The organism is Streptomyces sp. NPDC090045 (assembly GCF_044747975.1).
Taxonomy (GTDB): domain Bacteria; phylum Actinomycetota; class Actinomycetes; order Streptomycetales; family Streptomycetaceae; genus Streptomyces.
Genome location: NZ_JBIVFA010000028.1, coordinates 1 through 23,174 on the forward strand (window position 1 = coordinate 1; position 23,174 = coordinate 23,174).

The 23,174-nt window shown below is 68.6% G+C and carries 23 protein-coding genes and 5 pseudogenes; 15 read left to right on the forward strand and 13 right to left on the reverse strand.

Annotated features, from left to right (window positions below; genetic code table 11):
• Positions 1 to 392 precede the first annotated feature (392 nt).
• The 3 genes and pseudogenes from ACIPYQ_RS39890 to ACIPYQ_RS39900 all read left to right on the forward strand — a co-directional run.
• Positions 393 to 642 (forward strand): annotated as a pseudogene (locus ACIPYQ_RS39890) (hypothetical protein); the annotation flags it as partial.
• Positions 643 to 974: 332 nt separating this feature from the next.
• Positions 975 to 1,436, forward strand: coding sequence for a hypothetical protein (locus ACIPYQ_RS39895; protein ID WP_401259465.1), 462 nt, complete (start codon positions 975 to 977; stop codon positions 1,434 to 1,436).
• Positions 1,429 to 4,410 carry a tetratricopeptide repeat protein gene (locus ACIPYQ_RS39900; RefSeq protein WP_401259467.1) on the forward strand — a complete coding sequence of 994 codons (2,982 nt, stop codon included), beginning with the start codon at positions 1,429 to 1,431 and terminating at the stop codon, positions 4,408 to 4,410. The genes ACIPYQ_RS39895 and ACIPYQ_RS39900 overlap by 8 nt, the downstream gene beginning before the upstream one ends.
• Positions 4,411 to 4,707: 297 nt before the next feature.
• Here the strand turns inward: ACIPYQ_RS39900 and ACIPYQ_RS39905 are convergent.
• Positions 4,708 to 4,944, reverse strand: a pseudogene (locus tag ACIPYQ_RS39905) (transposase family protein); the annotation flags it as partial.
• Positions 4,945 to 5,701: 757 nt separating this feature from the next.
• Here ACIPYQ_RS39905 and ACIPYQ_RS39910 point away from each other — a divergent pair.
• Positions 5,702 to 5,926 (forward strand): annotated as a pseudogene (locus tag ACIPYQ_RS39910) (transposase); the annotation flags it as partial.
• 157 nt (positions 5,927 to 6,083) lie between these two features.
• Here ACIPYQ_RS39910 and ACIPYQ_RS39915 read toward each other — a convergent pair.
• The 5 genes from ACIPYQ_RS39915 to ACIPYQ_RS39935 all read right to left on the reverse strand — a co-directional run bounded on the left by ACIPYQ_RS39915 (position 6,084) and on the right by ACIPYQ_RS39935 (position 8,286).
• The gene (locus ACIPYQ_RS39915; RefSeq protein WP_401259469.1) at positions 6,084 to 6,293 is read right to left on the reverse strand and encodes a hypothetical protein; all 210 of its coding nucleotides are present in this window, start codon (positions 6,291 to 6,293) and stop codon (positions 6,084 to 6,086) included.
• Positions 6,290 to 6,475, reverse strand: coding sequence for a hypothetical protein (locus tag ACIPYQ_RS39920; protein ID WP_401259471.1), 186 nt, complete (start codon positions 6,473 to 6,475; stop codon positions 6,290 to 6,292). The genes ACIPYQ_RS39915 and ACIPYQ_RS39920 overlap by 4 nt, the downstream gene beginning before the upstream one ends.
• Before the next feature lie 181 nt (positions 6,476 to 6,656).
• A complete protein-coding gene (locus ACIPYQ_RS39925) occupies positions 6,657 to 7,505 on the reverse strand; it encodes a helix-turn-helix domain-containing protein (RefSeq protein WP_401259473.1) in 849 nt (282 codons plus the stop codon).
• A gap of 15 nt (positions 7,506 to 7,520) precedes the next feature.
• Positions 7,521 to 8,051, reverse strand: coding sequence for a DUF6879 family protein (locus tag ACIPYQ_RS39930; RefSeq protein WP_401259474.1), 531 nt, complete (start codon positions 8,049 to 8,051; stop codon positions 7,521 to 7,523).
• Positions 8,005 to 8,286, reverse strand: a complete 282-nt coding sequence (locus ACIPYQ_RS39935) for a hypothetical protein (protein WP_401259476.1) — start codon at positions 8,284 to 8,286, stop codon at positions 8,005 to 8,007. The genes ACIPYQ_RS39930 and ACIPYQ_RS39935 overlap by 47 nt, the downstream gene beginning before the upstream one ends.
• Before the next feature lie 129 nt (positions 8,287 to 8,415).
• On the opposite strand from ACIPYQ_RS39935, the gene ACIPYQ_RS39940 reads away from it, so the two are divergent.
• The gene (locus ACIPYQ_RS39940) at positions 8,416 to 8,727 is read left to right on the forward strand and encodes a hypothetical protein (RefSeq protein ID WP_401259478.1); all 312 of its coding nucleotides are present in this window, start codon (positions 8,416 to 8,418) and stop codon (positions 8,725 to 8,727) included.
• Between the two features lie 75 nt (positions 8,728 to 8,802).
• On the opposite strand, the gene ACIPYQ_RS39945 is transcribed toward ACIPYQ_RS39940, so the two are convergent.
• Together ACIPYQ_RS39945 and ACIPYQ_RS39950 are read right to left on the reverse strand one after the other, a co-directional pair.
• Positions 8,803 to 8,997 carry a hypothetical protein gene (locus tag ACIPYQ_RS39945; protein ID WP_401259545.1) on the reverse strand — a complete coding sequence of 65 codons (195 nt, stop codon included), beginning with the start codon at positions 8,995 to 8,997 and terminating at the stop codon, positions 8,803 to 8,805.
• Entirely contained in the window at positions 8,991 to 9,797 is an 807-nt protein-coding gene (locus tag ACIPYQ_RS39950) for a hypothetical protein (protein WP_401259480.1), read from the reverse strand. Before ACIPYQ_RS39950 ends, ACIPYQ_RS39945 begins: the two co-directional genes overlap by 7 nt.
• A 3-nt stretch (positions 9,798 to 9,800) precedes the next feature.
• Between ACIPYQ_RS39950 and ACIPYQ_RS39955 the strand changes: the two genes are divergently transcribed.
• Complete coding sequence (locus ACIPYQ_RS39955; RefSeq protein WP_401259482.1) at positions 9,801 to 10,769, forward strand: hypothetical protein; 969 nt, start codon at positions 9,801 to 9,803, stop codon at positions 10,767 to 10,769.
• On the forward strand, positions 10,759 to 10,998 hold the full coding sequence (locus ACIPYQ_RS39960; RefSeq protein ID WP_401259547.1) for a recombinase family protein: 240 nt from the start codon (positions 10,759 to 10,761) through the stop codon (positions 10,996 to 10,998). Before ACIPYQ_RS39955 ends, ACIPYQ_RS39960 begins: the two co-directional genes overlap by 11 nt.
• A gap of 85 nt (positions 10,999 to 11,083) precedes the next feature.
• On the opposite strand, the gene ACIPYQ_RS39965 is transcribed toward ACIPYQ_RS39960, so the two are convergent.
• Positions 11,084 to 11,722, reverse strand: a complete 639-nt coding sequence (locus ACIPYQ_RS39965) for a hypothetical protein (protein WP_401259484.1) — start codon at positions 11,720 to 11,722, stop codon at positions 11,084 to 11,086.
• A 599-nt stretch (positions 11,723 to 12,321) separates the two neighbouring features.
• Here ACIPYQ_RS39965 and ACIPYQ_RS39970 point away from each other — a divergent pair.
• On the forward strand, positions 12,322 to 13,872 hold the full coding sequence (locus tag ACIPYQ_RS39970) for a competence protein CoiA family protein (RefSeq protein WP_401259486.1): 1,551 nt from the start codon (positions 12,322 to 12,324) through the stop codon (positions 13,870 to 13,872).
• 435 nt (positions 13,873 to 14,307) lie between these two features.
• Positions 14,308 to 14,526 carry a hypothetical protein gene (locus ACIPYQ_RS39975; RefSeq protein WP_401259487.1) on the forward strand — a complete coding sequence of 73 codons (219 nt, stop codon included), beginning with the start codon at positions 14,308 to 14,310 and terminating at the stop codon, positions 14,524 to 14,526.
• A gap of 373 nt (positions 14,527 to 14,899) precedes the next feature.
• Here the strand turns inward: ACIPYQ_RS39975 and ACIPYQ_RS39980 are convergent, their stop codons facing one another.
• Positions 14,900 to 15,133: a hypothetical protein gene (locus tag ACIPYQ_RS39980; protein WP_401259488.1), complete on the reverse strand. Its 234-nt coding sequence runs from the start codon at positions 15,131 to 15,133 to the stop codon at positions 14,900 to 14,902.
• A pseudogene (locus ACIPYQ_RS39985) lies at positions 15,133 to 15,432 on the reverse strand (IS701 family transposase); the annotation flags it as partial. The pseudogene ACIPYQ_RS39985 and the gene ACIPYQ_RS39980, both read right to left, overlap by 1 nt.
• A 345-nt stretch (positions 15,433 to 15,777) precedes the next feature.
• Between ACIPYQ_RS39985 and ACIPYQ_RS39990 the strand changes: the two are divergent.
• Positions 15,778 to 16,104 (forward strand): CU044_2847 family protein, encoded by a 327-nt coding sequence (locus tag ACIPYQ_RS39990; RefSeq protein ID WP_401259490.1) that lies wholly within the window; start codon positions 15,778 to 15,780, stop codon positions 16,102 to 16,104.
• On the opposite strand, the pseudogene ACIPYQ_RS39995 reads toward ACIPYQ_RS39990, so the two are convergent.
• Positions 16,080 to 16,178 (reverse strand): annotated as a pseudogene (locus ACIPYQ_RS39995) (IS5/IS1182 family transposase); the annotation flags it as partial. The gene ACIPYQ_RS39990 and the pseudogene ACIPYQ_RS39995 overlap by 25 nt on opposite strands.
• 323 nt (positions 16,179 to 16,501) lie before the next feature.
• On the opposite strand from ACIPYQ_RS39995, the gene ACIPYQ_RS40000 reads away from it, so the two are divergent.
• Positions 16,502 to 16,723, forward strand: a complete 222-nt coding sequence (locus ACIPYQ_RS40000; RefSeq protein ID WP_401259492.1) for a hypothetical protein — start codon at positions 16,502 to 16,504, stop codon at positions 16,721 to 16,723.
• Between the two features lie 138 nt (positions 16,724 to 16,861).
• On the opposite strand, the gene ACIPYQ_RS40005 is transcribed toward ACIPYQ_RS40000, so the two are convergent.
• The gene (locus ACIPYQ_RS40005) at positions 16,862 to 17,386 is read right to left on the reverse strand and encodes a hypothetical protein (protein ID WP_401259493.1); all 525 of its coding nucleotides are present in this window, start codon (positions 17,384 to 17,386) and stop codon (positions 16,862 to 16,864) included.
• A gap of 770 nt (positions 17,387 to 18,156) precedes the next feature.
• On the opposite strand from ACIPYQ_RS40005, the gene ACIPYQ_RS40010 reads away from it, so the two are divergent.
• The 4 genes from ACIPYQ_RS40010 to ACIPYQ_RS40025 all read left to right on the forward strand — a co-directional run.
• Entirely contained in the window at positions 18,157 to 18,285 is a 129-nt protein-coding gene (locus ACIPYQ_RS40010) for a hypothetical protein (protein ID WP_401259494.1), read from the forward strand.
• A gap of 607 nt (positions 18,286 to 18,892) precedes the next feature.
• Complete coding sequence (locus tag ACIPYQ_RS40015; RefSeq protein ID WP_401259496.1) at positions 18,893 to 19,747, forward strand: hypothetical protein; 855 nt, start codon at positions 18,893 to 18,895, stop codon at positions 19,745 to 19,747.
• A gap of 758 nt (positions 19,748 to 20,505) precedes the next feature.
• Entirely contained in the window at positions 20,506 to 20,943 is a 438-nt protein-coding gene (locus ACIPYQ_RS40020; RefSeq protein WP_401259498.1) for a hypothetical protein, read from the forward strand.
• 257 nt (positions 20,944 to 21,200) lie between these two features.
• On the forward strand, positions 21,201 to 23,174 hold a 1,974-nt coding region (locus tag ACIPYQ_RS40025; protein ID WP_401259548.1), incomplete at its 3' end, for a tetratricopeptide repeat protein.

The following is a 23,174-nucleotide window of genomic DNA, read 5'->3' on the forward strand; positions in this document are numbered from 1 at the left end:
GGTCCGGCAACAACGGCTCGATGCGTGCCCACTGGGCGTCAGTCAACGACACACATCAACCAACGATCCGATGATCTGAAGGAAACGGCCTAGGGGGGTGGACCAGCCTGGACGTGAAGCAGGCACGGACTTCCAAGATCGTGGAGTTCTCGGACGCCCCGTGATCCCGATGGAAGACCGTGTCCGCCGCCACATCGGTAACGATCCCGCCTGCTCTTGACCAACTTCGCGACGAGCTGTCGGCCGGACTGGACGTACTTCTCGGCCTGCTGGAACGTCTCGCCGAAGTCCCAGACCCGCACGACCCCTGCGGGGTCCGGCACGCCTTGGTCCACGTGCTCGCCCTGGCCGCAGCCGCTGTACTGGCCGGCGTGACCTCACTGTTGGCGATCAGCATCGAAGCCCTCCACCACATCCCGGGACGTCACCTTCGCCGAGGACGCCTCCCAACTACGCACCGGCAACGCACCGCGAGCCATGGCCGCCTGGCGCTACCTCGCCATCGGCGCACTCCGACTCGCAGGTGTCCACGGCATCGCAAGTGCCCTCCGACACAACGCGCGAGACCCCCCAGACGGCCGCCCTCACGTGATCACAAACCGGGTATGCCGTGACTTTTCCGAAGTCCTGGGTCGCGGTTGAGCGCGTTGTTGTCGCAGATAGCCCCGGGGCTCGCCGTGGACGGGACCTCCTCGGCGAGGACCGGGTTCTGGGTGGTCTGGGGCAGGTGCGGAGGAATTCGCCCGGCGTCGCCCCAACGAATGTGACCTCAACTACCGTCGGCAAAAGTCGCGTTCGAGCGCCTCCCGCGTGCCGGGATCTTTGCGATTCGGGCCGCATTCTCATGGACTGGTCTGCATGATGGGGGCCAAGGCCGGACGGTAGGACGGCAAGGTCGAGCCCTCCTGCCGTATCGCTGTGCTGACCAGCCCCTGCTGGTTGCCGCTCACCCACATGCCATAAGGAGACGCCGCATGGACGAAGTCCTGACGACGCTTGCGATGACTGGCGCGACGACCATCATGAGTGCCATGGCCACCAGTACCTGGGCCGCCGCCCGTGCCGGGACGATCCGGTTGTTCCGTTGCTCCGAACCGGAAGACCAGCGTGCTCTCGAAGCGCGGTTGGATCGGGAAGCGGCGCTGGTGCGGCAGGAGCCGGACCCCGACTCCGCGCGCAGGGACCTCGTGGGTGGCTGGCGGCTTCAGTTGGTCGCCCTGCTTCGCGAGTACCCGGAGGCCGAGGCGGAGATCAGGGCCCTAGTGGCGTCCGTGGATGCTCAGCTGCCCAGCGAGGAAAAGACGAGCTGGTTCCAGAACGTTTCCGCCAAGGACCATGGCATGGCCTTCGGCGCCCAGGGCGGCAACGTCACCGTGCACCACCACACACCCGCCGTACCCCAGCCGGTACCCGCTCGGGACGGAAACAGTGACTGAGGCGGACGGGAGCGACCCTGCGCCTCCGGGTTCGAGACAGGTCGTCCACGTCGAATCCGGCTTCGGCTACGGCGCGATCGGCGCGGACATCCACGTCTTCGGCGACGGCACCCCTCTGTACCTGCTGGAGCTTTGGCGCGTGCCCCGGACACCGGAGCCGGACTGGTTGCTGGAGTCACCCAGCCGCATGCTCAACGCACGTTACGAGGTGGCGGACTTCACCGGCCGCGAGGAAGACCTGGCCCAGCTGCACCAGTGGCGTGACGGCCGTCCGCGGTTGGCAGCGCGGTGGCTGTACGGGCCCGGCGGGCAGGGCAAGACCCGGCTTGCCGCGGAGTTCGCCGCCCGGTCCGCCGACCAGGGTTGGACGGTCGTCACGGCGACCCACGGACCCGGCACCGTCCACCCGCCACCGGGGAGCCAGGACCTGCGACTGCGCCACGCCCGCGGGGTGCTGCTCATCGTCGACTACGCCGACCGCTGGCCGCAGACCCATCTGTCCTGGCTGTTCAGCAACGCCTTGCTCCACCAGCCCGGCATGCCGACACGCATCCTGCTCCTCGCCCGCACCGGCGCCACTTGGCCCGGCGTGCGCGCCACCCTGGCCAATCACGAGGCGAGCACCTCCGCCCACCATCTCGCACCGCTCTCCTCGGACGGCTCCGAGGAACGCGCCGAGATGTACGAAGCGGCGCGGAGCAGCTTCGCGCCCTTCTACGGGATCGCCGACCCGAGCGACATCCCGCCGCCTGCGCCCCTGGGCCACGAGGACTTCGGGCTGACCCTCGCCGTCCACATGGCTGCCCTGGTCGCCGTCGACGCGCGAGCCACCGGCGGCCGCCCGCCGTCAGACATGGCGGGCCTCACCATCTACCTCCTCGACCGTGAGCACCTGCACTGGGCCCGCCTGCACGGTGACGGCACCCATGAGCTGAACCCGGCGGAGCGTACCTACCGGACCTCACCGCAGGTGATGAACCAGGTGGTGTTCGCCGCCGCTCTGACGGGCGCCGTCCCCGCACCGACCGGCGCGGCGATGCTGCGCGACCTCGGCCTGGCGCACGATGCGCCGCAGATCCTCGCCGATCACGGCGTCTGCTACCCGCCCGCCAACCCCACGATCCTCACTGTCCTGGAACCGCTCTACCCCGACCGCCTCGCCGAGGACTTCCTCGCCCTGACTCTGCCCGGGCACACGGCCGACTACCCGGCCGCCCCCTGGGCCCCGGCCACCGCAGAGACCGTACTGACCGCAGAGACTTTACTCACCGCCGAGGCCGCGCACACGGCGAGGACCGGGGCCACCACCGGGAACGTGCCCACTGCGGGCGAGGCCGCCCCTACGCCCTACCTCTCCCGCGCCATCCCCACCCTGACGGCGGCAGCGGAACGATGGCCGCACGTCGGAGCCGACTACCTCTATCCGCTGCTGAAGCAATACCCCCAGCTGGCCCTCCAGGCCGGCAACGCCGCTCTGCTCGCACTCGCCATGCAGGAGAGCGCCGACACCGACGCCCTGGAGGCCATTGAAACCCTGCTACCCAACGGACCGCACGCAGACCTCGCCGTAGGCATCGCCGCCATCACGCACCGCGTCATCGGGCCGCGCCTCGAACGCACCGACAACCTCCGCCTGCACGCCATGTACCGCACCGAGCTCGCCGAGCGGCTGTACCGCGCCGGCTTCCACGAGTGGGCCGCCGACATAGCCCGTGACGGCGTGGAGATCTGGCGCGATCTCGCGGACACCGACCCGTTCTTCAACGCGCCCCTCCTCGCTTCCTCACTGAACTGGTACGGCGCCTACCTCGCAGAGCTCGGGCAGCGAGCGGAGGCGCTGGAGACGGCCGAAGAGGCCGTCGCACTCAGCCGCCGGCTGATCGAAAGTGACCATGCCACCTCCCACGACGAGCAGAGTCTGGGAGACGCTCTGGGCAACCTCGCCACACGGCTGTCCGAAGTGGGCAGGGGGGCCGATGCCCTTGCCGCCGCAGAGGAGTCCGCCGCCACCAGGGACCGCCTGGGCGCCGGCGGCGTCCGTTTCTATGTGAGTGAGGATGCCACCGCTCAGCTCAACCTCGGTGCGCGTCTGGCAGATCAGGGACGTACGGAGGAGGCCCTTGCCGCGACCGAGAAAGCCGTGATCGGGTTCCGAAGGACCGTAGAGGTCAATCCGGCAGCCCACACCTTCGACCTCGCCATGGCACTGAACAACTACGGCACCCACCTGTTCAAGGCCGATCGGCTCGCCGACGCCCTCGCCGCCGCCGAGGAGTCCGTGACGCTGTGGCGTCAGCTCGTCCTCAAATGGAGCCTTGCCCACGAGTCAGGGCTCGCCATGGCTCTCTTCAACCTGGGAACCTGCAAAGTAGCCGCGGGACACCAGGCCGAGGCCTATGCGGCCACTGACGAATCGGCCGGGATCTACCGAAAGCTCGCCGCCGGGAACCCTGCGGCCCATGATGAGCGCCTGGCGACCGTGCTGGGCCGCCTCAGCACCCTGCTGCAGTCGGAGGAGCGTTACGCCGAGGCCCTGCCGATCACCACGGAGACGGTGGCCGTCCGTCGTCGGCTGGTCGCGGCCGATCCCGCAGCGCACGAAGCGGGACTCGCGCACGCCCTGTTCGAACGGTGCATGATGCTCTCCGCGTGCGATTGGGAACTGGAAGCCCGGTTCGCCGTCGAGCAAGCCGTCGACATCCTGAAACGCCTGGCCGGAGCGGACCCGGCTGCCCACCTGCCGCGCCTCGCCCAAGCGCTGTACGCCTTGAGCTTGTCGAAGTACAACATGAGTGACGACATGTCGGATGTCCTGAACACCCTGTCGGAGAGCATGGTCATCTACCAGCGCCTCGCCGCCGCCGATCCGGAGACCTTCGCCGACACCGCGCGGGAAGTCAGAGCCACCTTCGCAGAGCTCTTGCCGGAGGCAGAGGGGCGATCACGATCCCGCCGCTTCGGCCGAGCACCGTAGGGTCCGCAACCCAACCTCACCGTCCCGCCTTGCGGCTCTGGGCAGCCGTACACCGACGGTGCCGCTGTCTTGCTCGACTACGACAAAACCGCCGTCCGGGGGCAGCCGGAACTGACTGGGCCTCTCCGGCCTCCGGCTAGGAAGTCCGTGCCTGCTCGACGTCCAGCTGGTCCGCCCACCGCAGGCCGTGACCAATCAGACGATTCGTCACTTTGCCCAAGCCCTGGGGAATCATCCTCGATGAGATTGGCCTGCCGTTTGGCTGCGGCGCAGTCTCCAGTAGAGCGCCGCTCCTTTCGCGAGTCGCGACACCCCGAACAGCGGCGCCAGCTGGCGCATCGTCAAGTTTGTTCGCCAGTACGCTGCGACCAGCAGTGCCCGGTCCTCCAGCGGAAGGCTCCACGGCCGGCCCTTGCGGACCGCGTCCGCACCCTCGCGCCGCAGAACCGTCACCAGCTTCCCGAAGGTACGCGGGCTCAGCCCGGTGAACGGGGCTATCCAGGACGGCTCCGACGCCGTGATCACACCAGCCACAACGGGACCATTGCACTGAGCGAGGGCCTCAACCTGGCCGGGTGAGGTGGCGCTACCCGCCACGGGGTTTATGAAGACGGTGGTACCACCACACGTCACCGTTCCAGGGCCGTCGATCGGCGAAGGGGTCGGGCAGAGTGCGCTTGAGGAACACCCAGTCCAGGGCCATCAATCGGCGCCTAAGCTCGGCGCGAGCCCGCGGTGGCAGGTGCGCAAGAACTGCTTCGAGGAGATCCCTGGCATGCCTGACATCGTCAAGGGCGTGGCCCCGGCAGCCACACTCTTCGTCTTGCGGGTAGAGGGGCGGACGTCCCGGAGGCCCGAGGAACGCTTCATACCGTCGCAGTGCCTGGTCGATGGCGCCGGGGTAGAGGAAGTTCGAGCCGAGTTCTTCGACGCGGTGGATTGCGATGCTGGTGTGGACAGAGAGCCCGTGGATCCGTTCCGGCGGCGGCTTGTCCCACGTACGCGGCCGCCCAAGGTGTCGGGTGCGAAGCGCACCTGGCCGTCTACGCGGCATGGGCCTTTCGGTATGCAGTCATGAACGGCATTCTGCCAGGAGTCGTCAAGCTGGCCGAAGCGGGGCGCCGTGGCCAGGAGTAACGGGACAGCTCTTAGGATCGTTCATATCCAGGACGCTATAGGGGTTGTGTGCAGAGGACTGCGTCTGCTTCAACCGTCTCCGGATCGTCACCTCCTCGTTAAAGGCCTTAAGGGGTCCTAACAGAAGCTATTGATCATGTGACTTTCGGTTCGGATGGTCGTTGATCTGGTCGTGGGGAAACGTCAGTCGCGGCCGTGGATCGTGTCGGATGAACTGTGGTCGCTCGTCGAGCCGTTGTTGCCTGAGCCGGCGGCGAAGCAGGCGGAGGGTCGTCCTCGGGTGCCGGACCGGCAGGCACTGTGCGGGATCCTGTTCGTGCTGCATACCGGGATCCAGTGGGAGTACCTGCCGCAGGAGCTGGGCTTTGGTTCCGGCATGCGGACGAACGCGGGACGCTCGGGCAGCAGATGGGTGATCAGCAGCGACGCCGGTGCGGAGTCGCAGGCAAAGGCGCGGGCCACGGTCTCGAAGTACGAGGTGAGACGGGCGAGATCGGTCGGTTCCACGGCACTCCACACGTCGGTGGTGCGAGGTGTCAGCGGGCGTCTGCCTGGCGAAGGGCCTGGTGGTCGGCGATGACCCATTCCACACCGCCGCCCTCGGGGCGCAGGAACACAGCTTCCGGGATGACGCGGCGTGTGGTGGGGTCCTCCCACTCGCCGATGAACTGGACAACGCCCTCACGGTCCCGGCTGGGATCGAAGATCCTCGCCCCCTCGTAGAGCCAGGTGGGGCGCCTGCTCATGCCTTACCGTCCTCGGCCAGGGCGCGGCCGGCGAGGCGCAGGAACTTCTCCCAGCCGCGTTCGGCGCGGGCCTGAAGGGCGGGGCTGGGATCGGGACTACAGAACGGGTCGTCCCAGGGGGCGTACTCGGGCTGGTCCTCGATCTGGCGGGCGAGCGGACGGCGGGGGAGGTTCTCGGGCATGGGGCGTCACTCCTGCTCCGGTGTGGGTGGCAGCAGGGCACCGTGCGACACGGGACGGTCCGGTGCCCTGCTGCTTCGGGGGAGATGCCCGGGGGTAGCGCGGTTACCCCTAGGCGGCGTGTCCTCACCGTAGGAACGAGGCAATGACGGCCTCAACAAAGTTGCGGCTAATTGCGGAAATTCATCCGAGGGCGTCGATCGCGGTCGTGATCAGGGCGCGAGCGTTGTCGCCGTGGACGGCCATCTCCGCAAGACCGGCGAACGCTTGTGCGTAGTCGGCGAGTTCGCGGGGCTGCGTGATGTTGACCTCGGCGGTGAGCGTCTCGACCACGGCGTGCCGGTCGTCGTAGACGTAGAACGCCTCCAGCGGCCAGATGACACGCGGGGCGCTGAACGGGATGACGCCGAGGGAGACAGATGCGAGCGGCATTACGGTGAGCAGGTGGCGGAGCTGGGCGGCCATGGCGTCGGCGCCGCCGAAGCGGGCACGCAGCACCGACTCCTCCATCAGCACGACGTACCGGTGTCCGCCCTCGTACAGGAAGCGGCTGCGGGCGACGCGTGCGGCCACGGCTTCGGCAACGTCGTTGGGGGTGCCCTGGAAGGTGGTGATGCTCGTCAGCAGCGCGGTGGCGTACGCCGGGGTCTGGAGGTAGCCGGGGATCACGTTGGAGACGTAGGTGCGGCAGACGCGGGCCTTCTCGTGGCGGCTGTTGACGTTCTGCTGCATGGTGCGCAGGCCGTCGCGGTGCAGGCGGCGCCACTCCACGTACATGGAGTCGACGGCGCGGGCGATGGCGATCAGGTTCTCGATCTGCTCCTCGGCGCAGCAGGCAGCGCACCAGGCGCGGATGTCCGTGTCGGAGGGAGGAGCCTCGCCCTTCTGGATGCGTGTGGTCTTGGCGGGATGCCAGCCGCACCGGGCGGACAGCTCACGCCCGGTCAGGCCAGCATCCTTGCGAAGGTGCGACAGGCGTACGGCGAGGGCTTCACGGGCCGCCTGGGCGCTGGAGGACGGGGAGGTGGGCATGAGCTGTCCGGCGGCTCAGACGGTGTACTGGTCGTGCGGGATGCCGCGCTCCCACACCGTTTCGAACGCCGTCTCGCACAGCTTGATCACGGCGGGGTCGTCAGAGACGGAGTACTTCGGGTCGTCCCAGTCGCCGACTCCGGTGAAGTGGTTCCAGCGGACCAACGTGTCGTCGATCAGCCAGAAGTCGTTTCCGGGCAGCGCGATGTCCGACGCCTGTCGACGCGGGAGCCAGCGCACCTGCTCCCCGGCGTCGATGTTCAGTGGTGTGGCGGCGTGTTCCCACCGGATGTAGTCGGTGACCGGCTCGGAGATGATGCGGGCTCGGCGCATCACGACGCCGCGGCCCACGGTCTCCCTGACGATCCCGAGCCATGCTGGCCACCATGCGGCGGTGGGGTCGAGGTCGATGTGGCCGGTGCGCTTGAACTCCTCGAACTCCGCCACCTCGTCGCCCACGCTGTACACGTCGCGCATCTCCAGGTGGACCGCGCTTCGCTCAGCCGCCCTCAGCATCGTCACGAAGTCCGGCACGTTCTGCGTCATCGCACGCCTCCCTGAGTATCTGGATCATCCGGGCCGGGATCCGTACCACGATCTCGTGGTCAGGTATGCCCCTGTGGTGGCCAGGGACCCACTCGGTCCCCGCGATCTCGTCCGTCGTCACCGGGTCGAGCTTCCATCCCTGGATGACGATCTCCTGCTTCTCCTCGTCCACCCACACGGTCGGCGATCCATCGCCCCCGGTGTTGGGGTCCATCCCGACGAACCGTAGCGCCACGACGATCTCCCCTGTCCAGCGAGTTGCGCGTATTTGCGTATGACGCTCGTCCGCGTCCGCCGGGGCGTCAAGGGCGCGAACCAGACAGGGTCCGGGAGTCGCTGTCTGATCTCTGGAAGCGGAAAAACTGTGCCGCCCGGAGAGTTCAGGACGCAGCGCATCATCGACGACCACACCGCCTACACGGTCCGGCGGGCCCCACGCACGCTCGGCTGGATCATGCGGCGCCGCCAGCTGTTCGGGCGGCGGCTCCGCAGGCACTGGGGGCGCAGCCTCGACCTCTGCCTGCTCACTTTCAACTACGCCGAGGCGGTGGGCTCAGGGGTGAACCAGTCCACGCGGGCCCCCGGCGACATGGTGACCTCGGCGCTCATACAGCTTCACGCCGGCGCGTGCCGGGCCGCTGACGAGGTGCACTGCCTCCAACCCCAACCGCGATGAGCTGCGAAAACGCCGGATCCTGCCCGTCATCTCCCACAAAGGAGCCCCGAACATCAAGGGCATGGGCAAGCTCCGCTACGTCGTGGAACAGACCTTCGCCCTGCTCCACCAGTTCAAACGACTCGCTGCGCCCGACCAGTAGACAACGTTCCATGGGTTCGCCAACGACATGCCCGCCCCCACAGCTATGGCCTTGCGGCCCTGTCCTCCCTGCGGTTCCGTCATCGGGGCTGGTCTTTTTCGCGCGGATGCGTCGCGGAGGCCTACCACCCCCAACCACGCCAGCAGCAAGCACCCGGCGACCGGCAGTTCCTGGAGGAGGCAGGCGTCGAGGAGGGAGTCCAGTGCCCGGTGGCTCTCGTGCTCGCCGATTCCCGTCTCGGCGGCGGCCCGGGCCAGGGTGGCGGGGGTGAGGCTCTCGTGGACGACGGTCCAGCGGTAGAGCAGGACCGCGGCACTGCCCAGTTCGGGTATGCCCGCCGCTCCGCAGCCAGGTCGCTGACGGCGTCCTGGGCGCTGGCGGGGAGGTTGGCGAGGGAGGTGATCTGGCCGACGAGGCGGCGGAGGTCGGCTGCGTTGTCGCGGGCCCAGGCGGTGACGGTTCGGTCGGCTGCGCGGGTGGCCTGGATGCGTTCTTCGCCGGTGCTTCCGGGGGTTCCGGGGCGCAGGCGCAGGCGCAGGCGCAGGTAGCGGCGTTCGGCGGCCTGCCCGCTGGCGACTCCGAGGGGTCCGGCGAGGTCCGCCCAGCTCGCGCCCTCGCCGCGGGCGGTTTCGATCAGCCCGCTCTCCCAGCCCGCGAGCTCCTCGCGGACCTCGCCCAGCATCAGCAGTGCGGCCAGGGCCGGGTGCGGGCCGGAACCAGCCGCGAGCGGCGCTGTCGTCTTCGGTGTTCGCTCAGGGGATGGACGCGCGTCCTTCACGGACTGGTTGATGGCCTCCAGTGCCGCTGCGGCGGCAGTGAAGGAGACAGTTGCGGCCGTCGGAGCGGCGTCGTTCGTGGGACTCTCCAGCGGGACCCGGGCGCGGTAGCGATCACGAAGTTCGACTTGATTCCCATGCCATAGGGTCATGCAGTGACCAGCTCCCTGCCCGCTTCCGAATGCGTGTTTGCCGATGAGTTGCTGCTCGAGGGGTATGGCGGCCCGAGCGCGCTTTATGTGCGCGACCAAGCGCGCGGCGTCGTCAGGGCGGTGCACGCCGGAGCGGCGATCGCCCCCGATGACACCGCCAAGCTGGTCGACCTGCTCGGCGACCCGCAGGCATTCATCAACGAGCCGACCGAGCCCGCCCATCTACGTGGGGAAAACCACCACAACATCAGCAAGGCCCTGCTGATCCACGCGTGCCGCACCGACGATCCGGACCTTGTCCGACGCCTCCGGCAGGTGGCGCCGTCGGAGGTCCACCGCATCGATCTTCGCATCCCGCTGTCGGTGCCATGCCTTCTCGCGCTCTTCGACGGCCTTGGACAGGAAGAACTGGCCGTTCGTCACGCCGCCATGCACATGGGCCGCAACATCCACAGCCACACCGACATCACGCCGATCCTCGACACCATCGTCAGCGAGCTGGCCTCCCCTGAGCACGGTCGCGGCTACCACCGGGTCGCCCCGGCCGACGGTGCACGCTGGGCGCTGCTCGCCTACAGCCTCGACACCGACGATTTTGACAGCCTGCGCGAGCGGGTCGCGGCGGCGATCGACCCGTCTACGCCGACCCAGAACGCGCTGCGCACGCTGGCTGCCCTGTACGCGGTTACCGAACAATTCGACCGGGTGATCAGCCTTGTCGGACGTGCAAGCACCCGGGGCGCGGTCATAGGGGGGATCCACGACGCCGTCTGCGCGATCGCCGGAAACCTTAAGTTTGCGAGACATCTGCCCAATGCCCGCTACCCCTTCGCCGAGGCGATCACCCTCGCCGAGGGCCTGGCCACCAACGCCGGCCAACGCAAGCAGGTGGAGGACATCCGCAAGCGGCTCAACCGTCTCCGACCCGGGAAGTCGGCCGAAGCTGGACCTTGCCCTTCAGCTGCTACGTGAACGCGACACGCTGAAGGTCACACCGCTCGGCCGGCTCTCCCGCTCCGTTCTGCACCTGGTGACCCTCGGCGCCGACCTGCGCGAGCGCGGCGTTGGGCTGCATGTCATCGAGAAGGGGATCAACACCTCCTCCTTGGAAGGCCGGGCTGGGCCGGCATTGAGGTGCGGGAGTCCGGGCCGGGCGGCGGGGGTCTGGGTATGCGTCAGCCCCGCGCGGTGGCAGGGCTGACGAAGGATTTCCGTGGCCGGGCACGCAGGATCTGCGGCCCATGATGGGGCACACGCCCCACCGGCTTTGCAACTGGGTGCAAAACCTACGGGCAGGACTCCTCCGTCTTCACGACCTTGAACGACACAGGCTGCCCCGTCAGTGCTGTCCCCGGCTTCGGATCCTGCGAGCACACCTTCCAGTTCGACTCCTGCAGCACCATGCGGCTCTGCAGCGCGTCCTTCACCGTGATGCTCGCGTTGGACGGCAGCGCCCCTCGGACGGCCTTCATGCCCTGCCCGGCGAAGTCCGGCATCGTGCTGCCCGCGGGCTTCGGGGCGGGCGCGTCGGCGGCCGGGCAGGACTCCTCCAGCTTCACGGCGCCGAAGTCCACGGTCGTACCGGTGTCGACGTTCGCGCCGGCGGTCGGGGTCTGGCTACAGACCTTCCAGTTCCGGTCAAGGGCCTGGAGCCGGTCGCGGCCGAGCGCGTCGTGGGACTTGAGGATGGCGAACCCTGCGGCCTGCGCCTCGTCCTGGGCGGTCTGGAGGCCCTTGTCGACGAAGTTGGGGAGGGTGGCGGTCTTCGCCGCGGTGGGCGCGGAGCTGGCGGGCGCCGGGGCCGCGGGGACGGGCGTGCTGGGCGCGGCGGGCTTGTTGGTGTCGGTGGTCTGGGGGTTGCAGGCGGTGAGGGCGAGGAGTGTGGCGGCTGTGGCGGCGAGAGCGGCGGTGTGGTGTGTGCGCATCGCGCCATGGTGTCCGATGTGTGGATGGAGTGAGGTGGCTGTGACGTTCCTGTGACGTGCGAAAGCCCCGCACGGTGGCGGGGCTTCGGCGCGGGGTTCGTCGTAAGTTGGCGCTGGACCGTCCCGCATGCTGGCTGATCAGCGCTCCAGCGTGCTCCGATGCCTACCGCCCTGTCGGGGACGGCCGGACGCTCCTTCCTCGCTGCCGGTATCCCGCCGCGAAGGCGATCCACTGAAACCCGCAGACCTCCACGGGCCGCGGAACCAGGGGAGACGGGCAGAGCTTGACGACTTCGCGGGAGTCGTGTTCCACACGACCTCGCATTCGCTCTGCAGACGACCTTGTACACCAACACATGCATACGAAAGCTCTAGCCATGGCTTCTACGGAACCCGATTCCGTGTTCCGCGCCGCTCCACAGCACCCGCTGAGCCCGAAGTGGGACCGCTGAAGTCGATCGCGTGCCCGCCCGCGATCACGCCGCGAGATAACTGGGTAGTTGTTGGCAGGGATAAGTGGTTGAAGGGGGTGGGCTTGGCTGCGGGCGGTCTCGGTCTGCAGGCCGCTGCGGGTAGCCGTGGCCCCGAGGGGGGTGATCGTGATGTTCCATGCTGAACACGCTGAATGGGGGCAGGTCCACTCGTACTTGCCTGATTTGGGATGCGGGCGTGCCTGGGGGGACGTCTACAAGGTGAAGCCGTCGCGGCTGACGTGCGGGGGCTGCGGGTGGCCGATGCACGCCCGATTATCGCGGCGGAGGGCACCGCACTTCGCGCATCAACCCGGCGCGCCGGAGGATTGCCCGGTAGGAGAGGAGTCGCCTGATCACCTCTATCTGAAGTGGTGTCTGCTGACGGCGGCGCGGGAAGCCGGCGCGGTCGCCGAGGCCGAGGTGCCCGGTCCGGGCGGGGTGTGGCGAGCGGACGTGCTGGCGAGCGATGCGGGCGGGCAGTGGCGGATCGCGCTGGAGGCGCAGCTGGCCGCGATCACTGCTGACGACATCCGGGGCCGGTCGGAGCGGATGCTTGAAGACGGGGTGCCGTCGGTGTGGTTCTGCTATCGGCGGGCACCGTGGCTGGGTGTGGTGCCGTCCGTGCGTGTGGGCGAGGTCCACGACGTGGTCATGGTGGTGGAGGGTCTGGCCCGGTTCATGGCCGGTGAGTGGGTGAAGGCCGGTCCGATGACTTTGGCCGAGTTCCTGCGCCGTGTTTTCAACGGGCAGATGGTGTCGTACAGCCCGGAGCGCAGGGCCGCAGGCCTTGCGCTGGACGTGCTGTGGGTGGATTCCCGATGCCTGCGCGCGGCGGCCGACTACCGGGAGTCGCAGGAGTCGGCTCGGGCTCGGGAGGAAACGGAACAGCGCCGGGCGCAGGAGGCGGCGCAGGTAGCCGACGCCCGGCGCTGGCAGGAAGATGCCCTGTTGGACGCCCGGCTGGATGAGGAGGAGCAGGTGGCCGGGCCGTCGTGGCGGCTCAGCGATGCGGAGGAACGGCGTCTTCGGCTTCAGCAGATAACCCGTCGCATGGTGCGCCGGGTCTTGGCGGTTGTCGAGCGCAAGCGCCGGGCCGCCGGGGTTGCGTTGCCCCGCCTTGGGGAAGCGGGCGAGGACACCGCGGGCTGGGCAATGGACGCGCTGCAGCAGAAGGGGTTCCGCGCTGACCACGTCGGGCGCAGCATCGGCGATGCCCGGTACGCGGGCGGTGTCCCGCTGATGGGCGACTCTGCCTACCCTGTCGCGGTCATCGACCCCGACCCGGCCCAGGCTGGCTCCCGGGTACTCGCGGCGTCGGTGCTGGTGTTCACCAACTGGGAGCGGCGGACCCGGTTCCTGGCGCAGGCCCCGCCGCCGCCTTGGGATGTCAGCGACCGGTATGTGACGCTCACTCTCGACTTCAATCCGCCTGCCCCGACCGCGCCGGTGCCGAGCCTGCTGAACGTGTCGATCCCCCAGCAGCCGACCGCCGGCACCCGCAGGAACGGTCCCTGCGCCTGCGAGGCCCCGACCTTGCACGTTGTATTCCCCGATGGTGTCGAGGTGGTTAAGCCCTGCGAGGCGAACACCCCGGCGTCGGCGTTCCTGACGGCCCGCTGCCAGGACTGCGGCGGCCTCTACGACGGCCCGTGGCGCAGGACCCCGTCCCCGGTGTAGCAAGAGGCGATGTGTGAGTGCGTTGTCCCCGGGCTCCCCAACCGTGCTGGCCGTGGCGTGCCCCGACTGCCGAAGCGCAGCCGGTGAAGCCTGTAGATCGCCACGTGGCTCGCATCGCGGGCGGGTGGAGCGGGCTGCTGGCCGTACGTGACGCGCCTGCGGTCCGGCCCGCTGATGAAGCCTTGGCCGGGCTCAGGGATGGACGTAGAGCCTTCTCTCATAGCCGGTCCCGTCGGCGTCGTCGAGGAGACCGGCGGCAATCTTGCCCATGGAGACACGTGAACGTAGGGGCCGGGAATGGCGGCGACACAGAAGCACGGGGCATAAGGACTGCACAACCATCAACGCCCGCCGTCTCCTGCCTGCGGAGCCGGGTCAAGGCCGATTGGAGCAGTGCACCCTGCCAGGTGATGCCGCCTGTGGTGGCATCACGCCATGAAAGATCCCTTCTCCTCGACGGAGGCATCAACCCTGCTGGCCTCTGTGGGCTCCGTGGACCGGGACGCCGCGCGCCGCGCGGTCGCCGACCGTGCCATCGACTGCGACGACCTCGCGCAGCTGCTCGACCTCCTTGGCCTGTGGCCAAGTGATGACCCGGCCGCACGAGGCACGGCCAGCACACGGGCGAGGCTGGGCAAGGACCGGCCGAGATGACAACCAGGCAGAACCGAACCGGCAATGACCTCACCTCACCCAAAGCTCCTGAGCAAGACCGTGCCGTCTCGGGCGGCAGGAACCTCGAGCAGCCGCTCCGGTCGCGGGTCAGGCACGTCAACCCCACCTGCGCCGACTGCGGCTGTACGCGACCCAAGCGCATGGCTGCGGCACGCCAGGACCGTGACCAGTACAGCCATGAGCGGCGGTGCGGCCGCGGACTGCTCAGCCTTGGCGCGGCGATCGGCAGGATTTCGGCCTGGCCCGGCCCCGAGCATGCGACGGCGAGGGGGCGGCCGAGGGTGTGGCCTTCAGGCAGTGTCGCGCCACTGGTCGGGGTTGAGGGTGCCGCGGGCGTTGTTCTGCCTGCACCTCAGCGGATCTTGTCCCAGGTGTCGGGACCAACGATTGCCTTGGCGATGGATTGAACTAGTTTTCTGGCGAACTGATGCTTCGTCGGCTTCGGGTGGTGTATGGCCGCGTCGTTTGTAGTGGCTGATGCGGGCTTGGCACTGTAGTCGTCGGAGTGCAGGATGTGGTTGATGCTCGGGCGGGGCCGGGTGAGCCGGCTGATCAGGCGTCTGAGTTCGGGGAGCGTGAGAGGCATCAGCTGGGGTTGAGAGGATCATTTTCTGCTTTCCCGGTATCGAGTTCATGGGCTTGCAGGACGGTGAGGCAGGCGTGGGCGGCGATGGCGAGAGTCATTTGGCGGTGCCAGCCGTCGTATCGGCGGAGCTGGTAGTCGTCCAGGCCGCACTCCTGCTTCGCACTCTGGAACCATTCCTCGACCGCCCACCCGCTCCCCGCGATGCGGATCAGCTCGTTCAGGGTGGTCTCGGCCGGGCAGTAGGTGAGGGAGTAGGAGGCCTCGTCCGGCCGGCGGACACTTCAGCGGGCGATCACCCAGAACGAAGACCTGGCGGGGCATTGCCTCGAAGGCCCGACGCACGGCAGGGGTGGTGAGGTCCCCCTTCTCCTGGAGGGCGACGACGAGCCGGTCTCGATGACGACGATGACGGCGCGGAGGGCTGTCAATATGCCTGAGAGCCACCACCACACCCGTCAAATGTCATGAACGGCACAGGCGCGTATTGAGGCCAGCTCACAGCGGTCAGTCCAAGGTGGGCCTTGTCCTTCCGGGTGATCGGGACAGGTACAGCCATCGGCGTAGGCGTCGCTCCAGCGTGCGGATGTGCAGAGCATGCTGGCCAAGATCCCAGGTGCGGGGCCACGATCGACGACGGAGGCGTGTTGGCAGCTCTGACCCGGATTCCGTTGGACGGCGGAGGTTGCATTCTGGTCGAGCAGCAGGCCGAGTGGGACGGTCCGGTGAAGGCTGGCCGCATCGGTGACGCCGTACGCGAGTTGCCAGTGACTCTGGAAGGGGTCCTGGAGCCGGTCACGGAGGCTGTCCGTGCCACCCTTGGCCTGCTACGCCGGGCTCACCCCAACCAGATCACCGTCGAGTTCGGCGTCGACTTGGCGGTCGAAGCCGGGGCCGTGATCACCAAGAGCCGGGCCGGCTGTCACCTGAAGGTGACCGTCGCCAGGCGGGTCCGTTCCACGACCCACCGGTAGACGTCGAGGCCGGAGCCATGTGGGACGCCGCGGCGGGCGATCACGGGTTTGACCCCGGTCGCCCAGAGCAGTCGCGCGGGCGTTCTGCGGGCGGTTCGTGGGCCAGGGTTCTGTCCACGATCCACAACCGTTCGACATCAGCGACGGGCGGCGGCGCCAGCTCCAGCGCAAGCACCGCCTTCCGCGACGGCCGCCGTGACGAGGATCCGTACCGCACCCTCGAGGGCGGAGAGGGAACCCCCGCTCGCGGCCGGTCTCGAAGGCCTGGCGAACCGCGTTGTTCGGATCCCAGTCGTCTGTGCGGAACGAGAGCGCGGCCGTCCTCCAGGCGAATCGTCTGGCCCACGCGGCCACCTCCGCCCGCGTACCGTGTGCCCTCTCTATGGAGGGAGCCAACATGGCTGAGCAACAAAGTCCGGACTGGGCGCGAGGTCTGCTAGCGGTTGGACTGCTGCTGTTGATCGTGGGGTTCTTCACCTTCTGGCCGCTGTCTGTGGTCGGCGCCGTGATGATCCTTTTCGTGGGCGTGTCTACTGCGGGGCAGCGGCGGCAGAGTGAGCAGGCACCCGAGACGCTGCTCAACCCTGGTGATCGACCATGGCGGTCTAAGAAGGACTAACGGTTCACCTTCGCGGTGTCCACGGCTTGCCGAACTGTTCTCCCCGTCAGGCCCTCCTCTGCGGGACTGTAGGGCTTTAGCGTGCTGCTGTTCGCTGCCAGGGTGGCGAGGTCGATGGGGATGTGTTCTGACGTTCGATTAGGGGAGCTTGGTGGCGGCTTTCTCGTAGTCGGCTGCCTGTGCCGGGGTGAGGAGCCGGCTGACGCGGACCAACGTTGCGCCGTGGAGGTAGTCGTATTCGGTGAGGGTGGGGATGCCCTTGGTGACGGTTTGGATGTAGTCGTGGCGGGCTTTGGCGTTCGCTGCGTTCGGGAAAGTCTCGATACTGCCGCCTAGTTCGACGTCGCCGGGCTTGTGGCCATCGGTCTGGTCGGCGGGGATCCGCCCGTCGGTGAACGTGATCTTCGACGTGTACTGGTGGGGGCGCCCGAGGAGGTGGTTCGGGTCGTTCTCGGCACTGACTGTGCCGCTGAGCTTTGCGGAGGGTACGGCGGCGGAGATGACGGCGAAGGCGCTGGCGGCGTCGGCCGTGACTTTGCTTGTGGCCGGCGCGGGGGCGGCTTGTCCGCTGGGGGCGGCCTTGGGTGTACTGGTGGCGGTGCTACAGCCAGCGAGCAGTGCGGCGGTGATGACGGCTGCAGCGGCGTGGGTGGCTCGGTTCATAGGATCCCCTGGGGTGCGTGAGGAGCACCATCTGACCGTCTCTTGGGGAAGGGCGTAACCGGTGTTGCCGTTTCGTGACGGGCAGGGCCGAGAGGGGGTTTGCACTGCTTAGGTGCGCGCCCGTTGCGCTGTTGATCCTGGCTGGCTACCAGCTGGCCCCTCCACAGTGGCGCCCGACCACAGCTCAACATCTCGGCGCAGGCAGCAATGGCGGTGGCTGACGCTCCGGCGTGGTTGGCCGGCGTCTGCGACGACTGGGAGATACAGGCCACGACTGGCTTCGTGGGATGCGTCTCGTCATATCTGGACGAGCACCTTGGAACGGACCCCGGTCGCGTCGCGCTCCACCTCCGGAGCGCGCCCTGCAGCGACTGCTCGCATGGGCCCCGGCCATCCCGAAGGATCTCGTGAGTGAAGCCTGCGAAGTCGCTCATCGGTTTCGGGGCGCCTTGCTCGGCTTGGCGGATCCATTCGAGCAGGAAGGATCCGCGGCGGTTGCGGACCAGGTCGGTGAAGGCCCGGGCGAGGTCGCAGGCCCGGGTGATGTCCGGGCAGGCAAGCCGGACTTTGAGGAGGCGCTGTTCCTGCTGGTCGGTGAGGGTCTCGCGGGGTCTCATGATCCAGCCGGTGACCTTCCGGGGGGCTCGGGATGTCCGCCCGCCGTGACGTCACCAGCCTGCTCACCGCGTACAAGGACGCTCGCTGGATCGCGCACAGGGGAGACTGAGTTCGCTGCTGGCTTCGCCCGAATGGCCGGGACCGAGGAGTCAATGCGCGCTGCCGTGGATGACACGGACCACCACGTCTACGCCGGGAAGCTGGTCCGCGCCCTCGACGGCAACGCGTACCCCGTCCCGCGCCACGTGGCTGCCGACGACCCCGCGGATGTTCTTCTCTGAGTACCGCCGCGCCCTGGACGTGGTGGATGGCCGGAGTGAAGCCACCGGGCCTTCGGGGCGCTCGCCTGCCGCAGACCGGCGGTCGTGTGCCACCGCACCCAGCTGGGTCAGGCTGCCGCGAGGGCGAGAAGTTCGGGGACGCCGGCCGCGGTCGGGTGGGGCTCGAACTGGGGCACAAGGTCTTGAACCAGCTGCTCGCAGCGCGGTGCACCGATCCTGCGCGAGAGCTGGAGTGCCTCCCGGGCGGCTTCGGCTGCCCGTTCGGGTTCTCCCAGCCTGAGGTAGCTGGATGCTTCGTACGCAAGGAATACACCCCGGGTTTTGGCTCGGGCCGGGGGCAGGAATGTCTGTCCCTCGCCGATGAGCTGGTGGGCTCGGCGGGCGTCTCCAAGGTCAAGTAGGGCCTGGCCGGAGTCGACGGCGAGGTCGGCCTCGGACAGCTACGCGCACCAGGTCGGAAGCGGCCGAGCGGAAGAGGCGCCAAGGTGGTGTTCGGCGGCAGCCAGGGCTCGCAGGGCAGGCCGCTTGTTCCCCTGGGCGGCGAGGGTGCGGGCGAGGCGGAGGTTGAGGAGGGAACGGGCAGCGGGGTGCGGGTGCGGGTGAGGGCGTGCTGGAGGATGCCAGCGGCGGTGGTGTGGTCCTTGCGCCAGGCAGCTTGGTAGGCGAGATCGCCGAGCATGGCGGCACCGAGGTCGGGATCGTCGGTGGCATGGGCGCTGTGGAGGCCGGCGACCCAGAGCTTGCTGGCGGCGGTGTGGTGGCCCTGGTCGAAGCGGTGCCACGCGACGGTCTGGGCGAGGGACGCGGCCAGTACGTGAAGGCGCTGGCCGGTGGGGCGGTCGTATTGGCCGTGGGCGATGAGGTTGGTAACGGTGTCCAGGTGCGCGTCCAGCAGGCCGGCGACGTGCTGGCGCTGTTCGGTGGCCAGGCTGTTCAGTTCTCGGCTGGTCTTCTCCAGCAGTGTGACCGTGTCCTGGCCGACGAGTTTGTCTCCTTCCTTACGTGCGGCGAGCGCGGTTCCTCCTCCGGCGGCCCAGGTTGCGGCCAGCGTGGTGAGGGCGACGCCGGAGATGGCGAGGACAGTGCGTCGTTCCAGGCGTTCCATGGCGGTGTTGAGGGCCTCTCGCAGGGCGATGACGGTGCTGAACGGTCCGAGCGGGACGACGCCTCCGGCGCCTGCGGGCAACCAGTTCGGCCACCGGGCGGAGTCGACCAGGGTGGCGGGCAGGCCCAACGCTTCCGCGATATAGACCTGCGTTTCGGGTTCTGGGGTGACCCCCAGGACCTCCCACTTCCGGACCCGGTGCTTGTCGGTGCCCGAGCGCAGGTCGCGGCGTTGCGCCGCCGCGCAGATGAGGTTCGCCAAGTCGAGCCGTGTCAGGCCCTGTACCGCGCGCTGGTGGGCCAGTGGATGAGTGTGCTCGGTCACCAAATCAGTCAAGCACTCCGCGTGTCCGGCTGAGAGCTGTTGTCAGGGCGGGACCCCCGACGGGACCCCCGCCAAGGCGTCGCGCTCATCGGATGTTTACCCGAAGCTCGATCTTCCGAGCGGTTCACCCGTTCGGCATCCCGATGACCCCACGGCCCCACGAGACTCACCCGTTGTCGTACCGCCTTCGACGCCCGGACGGCTCTCCGAGAACCCCAAGAGACAGGAAGCTCCGCGTGTTCATCGACATCCCGAGCGAACTCGAAGCCGCTCTGATCGATCTTCCTCTCCCGACGTGGAAACTGGACGGCTTCGCACTGGCGAAGTCCACCTTCGAGCGGTACCGGAGAGAGCACCGCAACCGCCGCGCCGTTGGGAATGCGTTGGTGTACTCGCCGGGTGATTCTCGTGGGTCCGAGCGCCGACCCCGGCCACGCGTGCGAGCGGTTCATTGACGCAGTCCCGGACGGTGCCAGGTCACCAGGTCGGTCGGGACAGGCGCCCGGGGCAGGGTTCGAGACGGAGCGGGGTTGGGGTCAGCGGCCTCGTAGCCCCGCTTGGCCGTGTAAGCGATCACGGAGAGGCGGAGAGCTGTAACGGTGAATGTCGTTCGCTCCGCTCAGGAGTTCCCGCACTACTCGCCGGAGGGGCAACGGAGTAGCCCGGCGGCAGCACGTCGGATTGGCGTAGAGGCAGCAGCCGTGGCGGGGCCTGTTCTCGCGTAGTCGTTACGGGCGTGTTGGGGTGGCGGTACGGTCGCAGGACTGAAGGCGCGAGCGAGGGGGGCTGGGATGCTGGAAGCGACGTTGGCGGCACTGGCCGCGGCGGGCGGCGCCGCGGTGGTGCAGGCCGCGGGCACCGACGTGTGGAACGGGTTGCGGTCTAGGGTGGCCCGGCTGCTGGGCCGGGGTGACCGGACACGCGAGTCCGTGGAGCTGGAGCGCCTGGACCAGACGGCCGCCGACCTGCAGGCTCTGGAACCAACAGAGGCGGAACGGATGCGGATACGCCAGGAGGCGTCCTGGCAGGCCCGCTTCGAGGCGCTGCTGGAGAGTGCGAGCGACGTGGAGGAACGCGCCCTGCTTGCCGACGGGTTGCGCGACTTGGTTGCCGAGCAGAGCGCGCACACGGGTGGCGGGGGTGCAGTCTCGGGTACCTTTCATGGCCCTACCGTGATCCAGACCGGGAACGCAAACCGGCAGGACAACCATTTCGGGACCGGGTCCTGAACAGCCCTACCGGCAACCCCGGGCACGGACCCCGGAGCGTCGAGAACACCTTCCACGGCCCCGCCGCGAACCAGTACGGCGACCGCAACACGCAGAACAACTACTTCTCCCCCACGCGACCACCGGCCGTCTGGCCGCACCAGGTCGGCGTCATCCCGCCACGGGCGCAGTCCTTCCAGCACCGTTCCGAGGCGGGGCGGCTGCGAGCCGTGGTGGAGGGCGGGGGCACGGCGGTGCTGTGCCAGGTCCTGACCGGGATGGGCGGGGTGGGCAAGACCCAGCTCGCCGCCGACTATGCACACACCGCCTGGGAGAGTGGCGAACTGGATGTTCTGGTCTGGATCACCGCGAGCACCCGCACCGCCATCGTGACCGCATACGCTCAAGCCGGCGTCGAGCTGTGCCAGGCCGACCCCACCGACCCGGAGCAAGCCGCAAAATCCTTCCGCGCCTGGCTCACGCCCAAGGCCCAAGCAGTGATGTGCCGGTGGCTGATCGTCTTGGACGACGTCGCCGATCCCGCCGATCTGCACGGCGTGTGGCCACCTGCCAGCCCGTACGGCCGCACGCTCGTCACCACCCGCCGCCGCGAGGCCGCCCTCACCGGGGAAAACCGCTGCCGGATCGACGTCGGCCTGTTCACCGACGCCGAAGCCGCCGCCTACCTCACTGCCTCCCTGGCCGCACACGGCCGCCGGGAACCCGCCGACCAGCTCACCGCCCTGGCATCCGACCTCGGACACCTCCCCCTGGCCCTCTCCCAGGCCGCCGCCTACACCGTCGACACCGGCCTCGCCTGCGCCGACTACCGCCGCCGCCTGGCCGCCCACGCTTGGAAACTCGCCCACCTCTTCCCCGAGGCCGGTGCACTGCCCGACGACCAGCCCGTCACCGTGGCCGCCGCCTGGTCCCTGTCCATAGAACGCGCCGACCAGCTACACCCCACTGGCCTGGCTTGGCCCATGCTCCAACTGGCCGCTCTGCTCGACCCCAACGGCATCCCGCGCATCGTCTTGACCAGCGAACCCGCCCTCGCCCACCTCGCCGAATACCGCACAAGGAACGACAACGGCCCAGAGCCGGGCCTACGAAGGGGATGGGTTTGGAAGCGGAAACGCCGTCGAGAGCCCGTACGGGTGAGCGTTGACGATGCGGAAGGTGCGCTGCGATCCCTGCATCGCCTGAGCCTGGTCAAGGACACCTCTGACGGCCTGTACCCCACCGTACGCGTCCATCAGCTCATCCAACGCGCCAGCCGCGACACCCTCACGCCCGAGCAGCATGACCGGCTTGCGCGTACCGCCGCGGATGCCCTCCTGGCGGCATGGCCCGACATCCCAAGCGACACCAACCTCGCCCAGACCCTCCGAGCCAACACCACCGCCCTCACCAGCCACGCTGAAGACGCCCTGTACCGGCCCAACGCCCATCCAGTGCTGTACCGCACCGGCAGAAGCCTCGGTGAAACCGGCCAAGTCGTCGCCGCCCGCGACCACTACCACCACCTCACCGAGGCAGCCCGACACCGCCTCAGCCCGGACCACCCCGACACCCTCACCGCCCGGAACAACCTCGCCTGGTGGCAGGGGGAGGCAGGGGATGCAGTCGGCGCCGTCGCCGCGTACACCGAGCTGTTGGAGGACCGGTCGCGGGTGCTGGGCCCGGACCATCCGGACACCCTCAGCACGCGCAGCGATCTCGCCTGGTGGCGTGGGGAGATCGGGGATGCGGCTGGCGCCGCTGCTGCGTACACCGAGCTGTTGGAGGACCGGTCGCGGGTGCTGGGCCCGGACCATCCGGACACCCTCAGCACGCGGGGTGATCTCGCCTGGTGTCGGGGGAAGGTGGGGGATGCAGCCGGCGCCGTCGCCGCCTGCACCGAGCTGTTGGAGGACAGGTTGCGGGTGCTGGGTCCGAACCATCCCCACACCCTCGGCACGCGGGGGAATCTCGCCTGGTGGCGCGGGGAGATGGGGGATGCGGCTGGCGCCGCTGCCGCGTATGCAGACCTGTTGGAGGACCGGTTGCGGGTGTTGGGTCCGGACCACCCCGACTCCCTCAGCACGCGGGGGAATCTCGCCTGGTGGCGTGGGGAGGCGGGGGATGCGGCTGGCGCCGCTGCTGCGTACGTCGAGCTGTTGGAGGACCGGTTGCGGGTGTTGGGTCCGGACCACCCCGACTCCCTCAGCACGCGGGGGAATCTCGCCTGGTGGCGTGGGGAGGCGGGGGAT